Annotated in this window: 7 protein-coding genes; 4 read left to right on the top strand and 3 right to left on the bottom strand. The window is 72.0% G+C overall.

The genetic code is table 11. The annotated features are described in order from the left end of the window. Positions 1 to 97 precede the first annotated feature (97 nt). A complete protein-coding gene (locus AB0E78_RS05130) occupies positions 98 to 3,382 on the top strand; it encodes a BTAD domain-containing putative transcriptional regulator (protein ID WP_361828605.1) in 3,285 nt (1,094 codons plus the stop codon). Positions 3,383 to 3,441: 59 nt separating this feature from the next. Here AB0E78_RS05130 and AB0E78_RS05125 read toward each other — a convergent pair whose 3' ends face one another. After that, positions 3,442 to 5,406: a sigma-70 family RNA polymerase sigma factor gene (locus AB0E78_RS05125; RefSeq protein ID WP_361828602.1), complete on the bottom strand. Its 1,965-nt coding sequence runs from the start codon at positions 5,404 to 5,406 to the stop codon at positions 3,442 to 3,444. Between the two features lie 225 nt (positions 5,407 to 5,631). Then, a complete protein-coding gene (locus AB0E78_RS05120; protein WP_361828599.1) occupies positions 5,632 to 6,405 on the bottom strand; it encodes a helix-turn-helix domain-containing protein in 774 nt (257 codons plus the stop codon). A gap of 373 nt (positions 6,406 to 6,778) precedes the next feature. On the opposite strand from AB0E78_RS05120, the gene AB0E78_RS05115 reads away from it, so the two are divergent. Both AB0E78_RS05115 and AB0E78_RS05110 read left to right on the top strand, forming a co-directional pair. Next, on the top strand, positions 6,779 to 8,137 hold the full coding sequence (locus AB0E78_RS05115) for an NAD(P)/FAD-dependent oxidoreductase (protein WP_361828596.1): 1,359 nt from the start codon (positions 6,779 to 6,781) through the stop codon (positions 8,135 to 8,137). A gap of 142 nt (positions 8,138 to 8,279) precedes the next feature. After that, a complete protein-coding gene (locus AB0E78_RS05110; RefSeq protein WP_361828593.1) occupies positions 8,280 to 9,953 on the top strand; it encodes a SpoIIE family protein phosphatase in 1,674 nt (557 codons plus the stop codon). A 44-nt stretch (positions 9,954 to 9,997) separates the two neighbouring features. On the opposite strand, the gene AB0E78_RS05105 is transcribed toward AB0E78_RS05110, so the two are convergent. Continuing rightward, on the bottom strand, positions 9,998 to 11,275 hold the full coding sequence (locus AB0E78_RS05105; RefSeq protein ID WP_361829503.1) for an MFS transporter: 1,278 nt from the start codon (positions 11,273 to 11,275) through the stop codon (positions 9,998 to 10,000). Between the two features lie 115 nt (positions 11,276 to 11,390). On the opposite strand from AB0E78_RS05105, the gene AB0E78_RS05100 reads away from it, so the two are divergent. After that, positions 11,391 to 11,939 (top strand): MarR family transcriptional regulator, encoded by a 549-nt coding sequence (locus AB0E78_RS05100; RefSeq protein ID WP_361828590.1) that lies wholly within the window; start codon positions 11,391 to 11,393, stop codon positions 11,937 to 11,939. The last annotated feature ends 332 nt before the right edge of the window (positions 11,940 to 12,271 follow it).

Here is a 12,271-nt window from a genome sequence, read left to right as displayed (position 1 = left end):
GGTGGGGAGCGGCTCGCCCGGAGGCTGAACGGGAGCGGCTCGCCCGGAGAAGGAAACCCCTCGCGCCTCGACCCGCACGACCGGCGAGAATGACCCCGTGCGGTACAGAATCCTGGGCGCCACAGAGGCGTACGACGAACAAGGGGCACCCCTGCCCGTAGGGGGCCGAAGACTTCGCGCGCTCCTCGCCACCCTCGCACTCCGCGCCAACCGCACCGTCCCCGTGGAAACCCTCATCGCCGAGGTGTGGGCCGAGGACGAGCCCCCCACGGACGCGCCCGCCGCCCTCCAGGCCCTCGTCGGCCGCCTGCGCCGGGCCCTGGGCAAGGCCGCCATCGCCTCGGACCACGGCGGCTACCGCCTCACCGCCGCCCCCGAGGACATCGACCTGCACCGCTTCGAACGCCTCGTGCGCGAGGGGCGGGCGGCCCTCGGGCGGCACGACCCGACGTCGGCCGCCCGCACCCTCGGTGAGGCGCTCGCCCTGTGGCGCGGCCCCGCCCTCGCCGATCTGCCGGACCGCAGCGCGGCCACCCGCCCCGAAGCGCTGCGTGCCGAGGCGACCCGCGCCCGCATCGAGGCCGAGCTGCTCCTGGGCCACGCCTCCGACGTCGTACCGGAACTGCGGGAACTCACCGAGGTCCAGCCGTACGACGAGGCCCTGCACGCGCTCCTGATCCGCGCTCTGCGCGACGCGGGACGCGGTGCCGACGCCCTCACCGCGTACGAGAACGCGCGCCGCACGCTCGCCGAGGCACTCGGCACCGACCCGGGCCGCGAACTGCGATCCCTGCACGCGGAATTGCTGAATCCGGCCAGGGCTTCGGGGTCCGCCACCGACGAGCCCACCACCGGCGGGTCCGCCACCGACGGGTCCACCACCGGCGGGTCCGAGCGGCGGGAACCTCCCGAGCGGCCGGAGCGTCCCGAGCGCCCGCAGCGTCCCGACCGGCGGGGCAATCTCCGCCCCCGACTGACCTCTTTCGTCGGCCGGGAACCCGAACTCGCCGCCATCCGTTCGGACATACGACGAGCACGCCTGGTCACCCTCACCGGACCTGGCGGCTCCGGCAAGACCCGCCTCGCCGAGGAAGCCGCCGCCGGGCATCCGCAGGCATGGCTGGCCGAGCTCGCCCCGCTCGACCATCCCGAAGCGGTCCCGGGGGCTGTCGTCAGCGCGCTCGGTCTGCGCGAGACCGTGCTGATGACCAGCGAGATGACCGCGCCGCAGGACGACCCGGTCGCCCTGCTCGTCGAGTACTGCGCCCCGCGCAGCCTGCTCCTGCTCCTTGACAACTGCGAACACGTCATCGGCGCCGCGGCCGACCTCGCCCAGACCCTCCTCACGCACTGCCCTGACCTCACCGTCGTCGCCACCAGCCGCGAACCCCTGGGCGTGCCGGGCGAGTTCGTGCGCCCCGTCGAGCCGCTCCCGCCCGACCCGGCGTACCGCCTCTTCACCGAGCGCGCCATGGCCGTGCGCCCGGACTTCGCCCCGGAGGAGGACTCCGAGGCCGTAGCCGAGATCTGCCGCCGGCTCGACGGCCTCCCCCTCGCCATCGAGCTCGCCGCGGCCCGCCTGCGCCTGCTCGCACCCCGGCAGATCGCCGACCGCCTCGACGACCGCTTCCGCCTCCTCACCAGCGGCAGCCGCACGGTCCTGCCCCGCCAGCAGACCCTGCGGGCCGTCGTCGACTGGTCCTGGGACCTGCTCGACGAGGCCGAGCGGACTGTGCTGCGCGAGGTGTCCGTCTTCGCCGGCGGCTGGGACCTGGCGGCGGCCGAAGCGGTCTGCACCGGGCCCGCCGCCGACCTCATCGGCGCCCTGGTGGACAAGTCGCTGCTCATCGCCGAACCCACGGCCAGGGGCGACATGCGCTACCGCATGCTGGAGACCATCCACGAGTACGCGACCGAGCGGGCCGCCGAGACGCCGCAGCTCCGCGCCGCGGCCGGCCGGCGCCACACCGCGCACGTCCGCGCGCTGGTCGAACAGGCCGACCCCCTGCTCCGCTCGGCGGACCAGCTCCCGTGGATCCAGCGCCTGGAGACCGAGCTGGACAACATCCGCGCGGCCCTGCAGCGCGCCATCGAGGCCCGGGAAGTGGAAGACGCCCTGGCCATCACTCTGGCCACGGGCTGGTTCTGGTGGCTGCGGAACTACCGCAGAGAGGGCACGGAGTGGACCGCCCGTCTCCTGCTCCTCGCACCGCCGATGCCGCCGGACGGGCCTGACGGCGCTCCCGACGGCACGGGCGACCCGCTCCATTGGTCCTGGATGAGCCTGCGGCTGCTGTCCTTCTTCCTGGTGGCGGAGAACAGACCGACGGATCTGATGGAGGGGGAGGGCAAGCGCGAGAGCGTGCGGCGGGTGCGGGACGCCTTCTCGCGACCGGGGCCCGCGTCGGCCCGCTTCCCCGGGCTGATCTGGCCGTTCACCGTCTACTTCCTCGACGGCACCGACGCGTCGAGGCCCGCCATGGACGAGGTGGTCGCCAACTGCCGTAAGTACGGCGGTGACTGGGAGATCGGCGTCAGCCTGATGTTCCGTGCGCACCAGGCCGTCGACGCCCCGGGCAACCTGTCCGGTGTCGACGAGGACCTCGCCGAGCTCCGGGGGCTGAGCAAGCGCGCCGGCGACCGCTGGATGCGCGCCCAGGTGTCCAGCGCGGCGGGCGAGGCCGCCATGGCACGCGGCCGGTACGAGGAGGCGCGCACGGAGTACGAGGAAGCGCTCCGCCTCGCCTACGAGGTGGGCGCCTACGCGGAGACGCCTTTCCTCATCGTCCGCCTCGCCGAGGTCGCGTACCGCGAGGACGACCGCGAGCTGGCGGCGAAGACCCTCATCGAGGCGTCGATCGAGGCCGACCGGTACGGAGTGACGGACGCGCGGGCGTTCCTGCGGATGATGCAGGCCCGGATGGCGCTGGACGACGGAGATGTCGCCGGGGCCCGCGTCTGCTTCGAGGTGTCCCGCACCGACGCCGAGCGCGGCACACCACCGCCGCAGTTCAACGCGGACCTCAAGCGCCTGGAGTCCACGATCGTGGCCGCCGAGTCCGGTCCCGCGCAGGCGCTGCCCCTGCTCGCCGACGGTCTGCGCGAAGCCGTGGAGAGCCGGTGCGCGGAGCTGGTCGTCGCCGCCCTTGTGGACACCGGAGCCACCTTCGTGTGCCAGCTGGGCGATCACCCGCGCGCGGTGCGCCTACTGGCCTTCAGCACCCGGCTGCGGAACGGCAGCGCGCGCCCGATGCCGGAGCGGGCCGAGGCCGAAGAGGTCGAGACCGCGGCGCTTGCCGTGCTCGGCCGCAGCCGGTACGCGGCGGAGAGCGAGGCGGGTGCCCGGCTCACCGCCCCCGACGCCCTCGCGGAACTGAGCTGAACGGCGCCGGGCCGGGCCTACGTACAGCGGAAGCCGGCCTACGTACAGCGGAAGCCGGCCTACGTACAACGGAAGCGTGACTGCGCCCAGTCCGCGAGCGCGACCGAGTCGAACGGCGTGTGCGGCTCGACGGCCAGGCGGATCGTCTTGCGCCCGGTCAGATTCACCTGCACCGGCACCGCCGGGTCCCCGCCCTTGATCACCGGAGACCGCCACAGCCGCGCGCCGTCGCCGAAGACGGAGAACCGCACCTTGCCGAGGCCCATCGTCAGGTCGTCGACACCGACGACCGCTTCGTACGACGAGCAGGTGCGGTTCAGGTCGATGGTGACGGAGGACTGGCCGTGGACGGTCACGCCGTGGCCGTACTGCCGGTCCGCGATGGACATGCCGGACCGCTGCCAGACCCAGCTGCTCTCGCCGAGCCGCATCTCGGGCTTGGTGCCGTCACCGACGACGCCGTACCGCAGCTCGCTCCACTGGTAGACCGCCGGGGCGGGCGGCGGTGGAGGCGGCGGCTTGGGCTTCGGCTTGGACGGCGTGGGAGCGGGCGTCGGCTTCGGGGCCGGCGGCTTCGGCTTCGGCTTCGGCTTCGGGGTGGGCGTCGGCTTCGGCTTCGGCTCGGGAGCCGGCTTGGGGGGAGGCTTCGGCTTCGACTCGGCGACCGGCTGCTCGGGCGGCGGCTTCGGCTTCGGTTTCGGGGGCGGCGGCTTGCTCGGCACGACCGGCTCCACGGCCGGCGGCTTGTCGGCGCTCGGCAGGTCCTTGGGCTTGTCCCCGCCCGCGGTGAGCGCCAGCGCCACGGCGGCCGCGGCCGCGACGACGACACCCGCGGCGATACCGGCCTTCGCGGGCGCGCCGAGGCCCTCGGCTGCGGCACCGCCGCCCGCCGCGCCTCCGGACGAGCCGCCGCTCGCCGCTGCCGCGCCCGCCGCACCGGCGCCCGCGGCACCCGCCGCGCCACCGCCGACGAGGGCGGCCACCTTCGCGTAACCGGCGGCGCCGAACCAGCCGATGACCGCGATCGGCACGACCCCGGGAATGCCGCTGGCGACTTCCTTGATCTGGCCTGCGGCAAGACGGCACTTGGCGCACTCTTCCAGGTGCTTGCGCAGGCCGCGCTCGGCCCGGGTGCGCAGACTGCCGCGTGCGTAGGCGCCGAGCCGGTCGGCGTACCGCGCGCACTCCTCGTCCGCGGTGAGCGTGGTGCTCACATGGGCCTGGAGATACGCCTCCTTCAGGCCCTCGCGGGCCCGCTTGGCGAGGACCCGGGTGCCGTTGGCGTCGAGCCCGAAGAGGGTGGCGACGTCGCTCGGGGACTCGTCCTCGACCTCCGTGTGCCACAGCACGGCCTGCCACCGCTCCGGAAGGCTCCGGAACGCCTGCATGGCCATGGACTGCTCGGCCTCGTGCATCGCGAGCACGTCCGCGCCGAGGTCCAGGGTGTCGTCGTCGGAGACCTCGGAGCTGCGTGCGGCCTGCGCCGCGAACACCGCGAAGTCCTCGACCAGTTGCTCCCGCTTCGCCGACTTCGTCCACCCGGCGGCGACGCGGCGCACCGTGGTGAGCAGATAGGCGCGCACCGCGTGCTCGGGTCCGCTGCCGCCACGGACCGCCTGCAGCATCCGTGCGAAGACCTCGGCCGTGAGGTCGTCCGCGGTGTGCGCGTCCCGGCAGCACGTGCGGGCGTACCGGCGGACGGCTTCGGCGTGCCTTCGGTACAGCTCCTCGTACGCCGTGTCGTCGCCCGCCCGCATCCGGGCGATCAGGTCGCTGTCGGGCGGCGGACCGTCCCCGGGCGCGAGAGCTCCGGCGTCGGTCGGGCCGGTCGGCAGGAGAGGGACCGCGGCTTCGGCCCTGGCGCCTTCCCGCTGCGGCGGGACGCTCGGATCCGCGCCGCCGGGGGCGCCACCACCCGCACCGCCGGCCACGGGGCCGCCTTGGTTCGGCACCTGCCGATGAGGCAGTCCCGCGGCCTCGTCGCCCAGGGCGGAGGACGACTCGTCCCGCCCGTCACCACTCATCGCGGAAGCCCCCGCTTGCACACTCAGACCCGGCCATCCGGGAAAGAGTGCCACACGGTCCTGCTACGACGGACGGCGAAGACGGTCAACCACCCTTCCGGGGTGATTTCCCGTATCCGAGCACTACCGTTCACCCATTCGGGGAAGGCTCAACCTCCGTGCTCACAACGGAGGTTGAGCCGTGTCCGTGAGGGACTTGTGCCGATCCCGTGTCCCTGGGCCGCTTCAGGCCGTCGGGCGCGAGCGCAGCCCCTCTAGCAGGATGTCGAGCAGCCGCGAGGATGCCGCCGCCTGCTGTGCCGCGTCCGGCAGCGAGGGCGCCGCCGTCGCTATCACCAGGAGCACGTCCGACACGGTCACGTCCGCGCGCAGCTCGCCCGCGGCACGCGCCCGCTCCACGAGGCGCCCGACGACGTCCAGGAGCGCGACCGCCCCCGGGTCGACGGCCGTCGACTCCTCGGCCGGTGCCGAGCGCTGCTCGACGAGCCGCAGTTCGGGTCCGGCCGGAGCCGCCTGCCGCTGCTGCGGCACGCGAGCCTCGTCGTCCCGAACCCCCGCGACCTCGTCCGCGACGCCCACCCGCAGGACCTGCGGCGGCAGGAGCCGCCCCGCGCCCGACGCGACGGACGTGCGCAGGAAGCGCGAGAGCGCCGACCACGGCTCGTCCTCCTGCCCGAGCGCCGAACGGGCCTGGTCGGTCAGCCGGGAGGTCTCCTCCTCGGCTATCCGCCGCACCAGCACGTCCTTGCTGGGGAAGCGGCGGTAGACCGTGCCGACGCCGACCCGGGCGCGCCGGGCCACGTCCTCCATCGGCGCGCCGTAACCCAGCTCGCCGAAGACCTCGCGCGCCGCGCGAAGTACGTGCTCGAGATTGCGCTGTGCGTCCACCCGCAGCGGCGTCGAACGCGGGCCGTCCCCCATGTCGCGTCCGTTCCCGCTGGTGGCGACGGCTGATGCCGACGCCGTGCTCGAAGTCCAGTGAGATTCCTGAATATGCATACGCGTTCCCCCGGTAATGACGTCTCCCCCCGGAGACACTCCCCGCCATTGGCAACCGGAGTGTGAGGAGCAAGCCCGATTTCGGGACCCGTAGCTGGACCCGACGAGCGCATCCCCCGACACCCCGACGACACACGAACATAGTTGAGCCAGAGTCAATTCAGAAGAGGTGGGTTCCGCACGGACCGCCCCCCGATCGGAGTACGCACCGATTCCGACCTGATTGCACCCCTTCACTTTGCCCCTTTTCACCCTGCTGACCTGCACATCTGTCCCGCGCCCCGGCAAGGCCCCGACGGCGCGTCGCGCATCACGGCCGGTCACACAAATTGTCGAGCCTGTGGACAAACTCAAGAGCTGGGTGCGTCATGGGATGGTGAAGGAACCTGTGCGCATTCTCGTTGTGGGCGGCGGATACGTCGGCATGTACACCGCGCTGCGCCTCCAGCGGAAGCTGAAGCCGGAGCTGAAGCGGGGCGAAGCGGAGATCGTGGTGGTGACGCCCGATCCCTATATGACCTATCAGCCGTTCCTGCCCGAAGCCGCGGCCGGCTCGATCTCGCCGCGCCACGTCGTGGTCCCGCTCCGCCGTGTCCTGGACAGATGCCGGATCGTCATCGGCGAGGTCCAGTCGGTCGACCACGCCAAGCGCACGGCCTCCTTCACCACCCTCGCGACCGCGGACGAGGGCGCGGGCGCCGTCGAGATCACGTACGACGAAATCGTGCTGGCCCCCGGATCCATCTCGCGCACCCTGCCCGTCCCGGGCCTCGCCGAGCACGGTGTCGGCTTCAAGACCGTCGAAGAGGCCATCGGCCTGCGCAACCACGTCATCGAGCAGATGGACATCGCCTCGTCGACGCGCGACCCCGCGATCCGTGACGCGGCCCTCACCTTCGTCTTCGTGGGCGGCGGTTACGCGGGGGTCGAGGCGCTGGGCGAGCTGGAGGACATGGCCCGCTACGCCTCGCGGTACTACCACAACGTCAAGGCCGAGGACATGAAGTGGATCCTCGTCGAGGCCTCCGGGCGGATCCTCCCCGAGGTCGGCGAGGAGATGGGCAAGTACACGGTGCGTGAGCTGCGGCGCCGCAACATCGACGTACGCCTGGAGACCCGGCTCGACTCGTGCGAGGACCGGGTCGCCGTCCTGAGCGACGGCTCGCGCTTCCCCACCCGTACGGTCGTGTGGACCGCGGGCGTCAAACCGCACCCGGTGCTGGCCGCGACCGACCTGCCGCTGAACGAACGCGGCCGCCTCGACTGCACCGCGCAGCTGACCGTGAACGGCGCCACGCACGCGTGGGGCGCGGGAGACGCGGCAGCCGTCCCCGACGTCACAGCCGACGAGCCCGGCAAGGAGTGCGCCCCCAACGCCCAGCACGCGGTACGCCAGGCCAGGACACTCGGCGACAACATCGCCGCCTCCCTGCGCGAACAGCCCCTCAAGGAGTACACGCACAAGTACGTGGGCTCCGTCGCCTCCCTGGGGCTGCACAAAGGTGTCGCACATGTCTACGGACGGAAGTTGAAGGGCTACCCTGCCTGGTTCATGCACCGCGTCTACCACCTGAGCCGCGTGCCCACCGTCAACCGCAAGTCCAGGGTGCTCGCCGAATGGACCCTGTCCGGCCTGTTCAAACGCGAGATCGTCTCCCTGGGGTCGCTCGAGCACCCGCGTGCGGAGTTCGAACTCGCGGCCGGGGGAAGAAGCCCGAAGGAGTCCTCCTGACCGGAGGCAGGAACTCCCCGTACGACACCGGCGTCTGACGGATGTCAGTCCGGTCGGCCAGACTGTTCGTGTGACCATGGGCGGGCCAGGACCGCCGGAAATCCCCGCCCGATCCAGAAGCGACATCACGAGGCCTACCGCAGTGAACTTCACGCGCTGGAGCGCCCGGCTCCCCGGAACGCAGCGCCGCGCCGCGGCGCGCACCGACCTGGGGATCTCCCCGCCACAGCGAGCCGAAAGCTCCGTCCCTGCGGCCCGCGCCGAAGGCGGCCAGGAGGGCACCACCCTCATGCCGGCCGCCGCAGGTGTCGACGAACTGCCGACCCGCGAGGTGCTCGACCGCATTCCGGCCCTCGTCGCCCTGGTGCACGGCCCCGAGCACCGCATCGCGTACGTCAACGACGCGTACGCCACCGCCTTCGGCGAGCGTCCCGTGGGGGAGCCCGCCCGCGACGCGCTGCCCGAGCTGGACGAGCTGGGCCTGCTGCCCCTCCTGGACCAGGTCCTGCGCAGCTCCAAGCCGCGCACGGTCAAGTCCCGCAAAGCGGCGAGCGGCCGGTCGTACACGTTCACCTGCACCCCCGTGACGCTCCCCGTGAGCGGCTCCGCCACGGGGCTCAAGGACGAGGGCATCCTGGTCTTCGCCGCCGACGTCACCGACCACGCGGAGGCCGCCGAGCGGCTGCGGGCCAGCGAGCGCACCCAGCGCGAGACGGCTGTCACCCTGCAACGCTCGCTGCTTCCGCAGGAGTTGGAGCAGCCGGACGACCTGCGCATCGCCGCCACGTACCAACCGGGCGGCACGGAGGCCGCGGTCGGCGGCGACTGGTACGACGTGATCACCCTCGGCGGCGGCCGTACGGCCCTGGTCATCGGCGACGTCATGGGCCGTGGCGTCCGCGCGGCGGCCGTCATGGGCCAGCTCCGCACGGCCGTGCGCGCCTACGCCCGCCTGGACCTGCCCCCGCACGAGGTCCTGCAGCTCCTGGACGGCCTGGCCGCCGAGATCGACGCCAGCCAGATCGCCACCATGGTCTACGCCGTGCACGACCCGAGCGAAGGCAGCCTCGTCTACGCGTCGGCGGGACACCTGCCGATCCTCGTACGGGACGAGGGCGGCACGATCCACCGCGCGGAGGAGCCCACGGGCCCGCCGCTCGGCACCGGAGGCTGGCTGCACACCTCGGGGTCGGTCCCGCTCGGCCCCGGCTCGACCGCCGTCCTCTACACGGACGGCCTGGTGGAGCGGCGCAGTGAGGACATCGACGAAGGTGTCGCGTCCCTGGAGCGTGCCCTCGCGGGTGCCACCGGCACACCCCAGGTGGTGTGCGACCGCCTGATCCGCGCCCTGGGGGTGGCCGCCGACCACGACGACGACGTGGCGGTCCTGGTCCTCCAGCACCCGGCACGCACCGGCCTGGACGCCGAGCTGTTCCGGAACGCCGCACTGGAGCTGCTCGGGGGAGTGGAGGCGGCGCCACGCGCGCGTGCCTTCGCGACCGGAGTCCTCGCCAGCTGGCGCTTCCCGCCCGAGCTGCACGACCTGGGGGTACTCGCGGCCAGCGAACTGGTCGCGAACTCCCTCCAGCACGGCACGCCCCCGATGCGGCTCCGCCTGCGCCGCACGGACCGCCGCCTGATCATCGAGGTGACGGACGGCGACGACCACCTGCCGCGCCGCCGCCGCGCCGAGCCCGCGGACGAGGCGGGCCGTGGCATCGCCATCGTCGCCACGATCGCCTCGAACTGGGGCTCACGGCGCACACCGGGCGGCGGCAAGGCGGTCTGGTGCGAATTCGCCCTGCCGCGCGCGTAGCGCTCGTTCAGTACGACAGGTAATGCGACTAGTACGACAGGCGCCTAGGAGTTGGCCGGTACGGGCTCCGGGGTGCCCTGGGCCACCACGCGGCTCTTCGCCACGTACGGCTGGTTCTGCAGCGGAGTGAGCTGCCGCCCCAGGCGCACGGCGAGCACCGTGATACCCAGCGAGAACAGCAGGAACGTCACGATGTACGGCCCGTGCAGCGCGGCCCCCATCGGACCGCCGACCGCGGGGCCGACGGCGAGCGCGAGCTGCTTCACCAGGGCGAAGGCCGAGTTGTACTGACCGACCATCCCGGCGGGCGCCAGATCGGCGACCAGCGGGGCGACGGTCGGCGACAGCATCGCCTCACCGAGCCCGAAGAGCGCGTACGTGGAGATGAACGCGGCGGTGGCCATGGCCTGGCTGCCGTTCCCCATCCCCGCGTACCCGGCGGCGATCCACGCGACGGCCCAGATCAGACCGACGGCGGCGATCACGCGCGACCGCTTGCGACGCTCGACGAACTTCAGGACGGCGAACTGCGCGATGACGATCACGGCCGTGTTGGCGGCGAGCGCGATGCCCAGGGTCGACGGCGAGATCCCGGCCGCCTCCACGCCGTACGCGGAGAGACCCGACTCGAACTGGCCGTAGCAGGCGAAGAACAGCACGAAGCCGAGCACGCACAGCTGCACCATCGCCTTGTGCCGGAGCAGAGCCCGCAGACCACTCTGCGGCGCGGCCCCGTCCTTGGGCACGGCGTCCTGGATGGACGGCGCGTGCGGAAGGCGCACGGTGATGACGATCGCGGCGAGCACCAGGAACATCACGGCCTCGATGGAGAACAGCGTGATGAAGCTGCCCGGGTCGTGCTCGTCGACGATCTGCCCGCCGAAGAGACCACCGATGCCGAGGCCCAGGTTCTGCAGGAAGAACTGCATCGCGAAGGCACGCGTACGGGTGGTGGGCGTCGAGCACCAGACGATCATCGTGGCGAGCGCCGGCTGCATCACCGCGGTGCCCGCACCCAGGAGGGCCGCCGAGACGATCGCCGTCGGCTCACTGTTCGCGAAGCCCAGGGCGAGGGCACCCACCGCGGCGGTCAGCGCGGCTCCCATGAGTACGGGGAGCGGGCCGCGACGGTCGATGACGCGCCCGGTGACGGGCAGGACGATCAGCGCGGCCATGGCAAACGCGGCGAGCACGATGCCCGCCGTACTGGCCCCCAGATCCCGCACCTGCGCCACGTACACGTAGAGGAACGGAACCGTGAACCCGACGCCAAACGCGCTCAGCGCGCTGCCTACCTGAATATGACGCATCGCTGCGCCCATCGCCCTGGTCACTTTCACCTGCCTTAGGAGTGAAGACTTCGAAGCTAAAGTTAGAGACTAAACAATACACACAGAAGGACTTCAACGCCAAGCGGGGGCGTGCCATACTGCGGCCATGGGTGACACTCCCGGCCCCAGTGAGCCGACTCTCGAAGAGCAGATCGCCGCCTACCAGCGGGAGTTCCAGGACCTCGACCCGCAGGTCGAGGAGATCGTCTCGGCCCTCGGCCGCCTCAACCGGCGGATGAGCGTCGCCTACGGGCGGCAGACCGCGACCCTCGGCATCAGCAACGCCGAGTGGGAGGTCCTCAAGGCCCTGGTCCTCTCCGGCGCCCCGTACCAAATGGGCCCCGGCGAGCTCGCCAAAGGACTCGGCCTCACGCCGGCGGCCATGACCCACCGCATCGACCGCATGGTCGCGGAGGGTCTCGTCACCAGGGACCGCGACGAGACGAACCGCGTACGCGTGATCGTCGAGCTCACCGCGGAGGGCCGCGAGAAGTGGCTGGAGGCGATGCGCCTGGCCACGGTCTTCGAGGAGGACCTCCTCCAGGACCTTTCCCAGGAGGAGCGCGGCGCCCTCGGAGAGGTACTGACTCGCCTGCTGCGCAGGGTCGAGCACGCCCAGCACGACGCGAGCGGACGCCTCAGCGACCTGGACTAGCGGCCGTACGGAGCCGGAGCAACCGCTCCACCTCCGAGGTTTGACAGTCGCCAGGCCGATCCGTAGAGTTCTTCGGGTTGCCACGGAGCCGTAACGGTTCTGCGACAGCACCTCCAGCCGCTGAGACGCGGCAAAACAAACTCTGCACGGCATCCCACCGGGAACGATTTCGGCGTGCCCGAATTCAATTCCACGGCTCGATTATGAGCCGCCGGGAAAACCCGCTAGAGTTTGAGACGTCGGAACGGCCCAACAGCCGGGAAGACAAGCCCCGCTGACTGGGAATCAGGCCCGAAAGGATCTGGTAGAGTCGGACTCGCCGGAAAGGGAAA

It is taken from the genome of Streptomyces sp. NPDC032198, assembly GCF_040636975.1.
In the GTDB taxonomy this organism is placed as follows: Bacteria; Actinomycetota; Actinomycetes; order Streptomycetales; family Streptomycetaceae; genus Streptomyces.
Note: the sequence above shows the minus strand (reverse complement) of the source record. Positions and strands in the feature narration are given on the sequence as shown.

What these genes read in the sequence shown, in the direction of transcription:
- AB0E78_RS05125 (WP_361828602.1), bottom strand. Translation starts at nt 5,406, where the DNA reads ATGAGTGGTGACGGGCGGGACGAGTCGTCCTCCGCCCTGGGCGACGAG.
- AB0E78_RS05120 (WP_361828599.1), bottom strand. Translation starts at nt 6,405, where the DNA reads ATGCATATTCAGGAATCTCACTGGACTTCGAGCACGGCGTCGGCATCA.
- AB0E78_RS05115 (WP_361828596.1), top strand. Translation starts at nt 6,779, where the DNA reads ATGGTGAAGGAACCTGTGCGCATTCTCGTTGTGGGCGGCGGATACGTC.
- AB0E78_RS05105 (WP_361829503.1), bottom strand. Translation starts at nt 11,275, where the DNA reads ATGGGCGCAGCGATGCGTCATATTCAGGTAGGCAGCGCGCTGAGCGCG.
- AB0E78_RS05100 (WP_361828590.1), top strand. Translation starts at nt 11,391, where the DNA reads ATGGGTGACACTCCCGGCCCCAGTGAGCCGACTCTCGAAGAGCAGATC.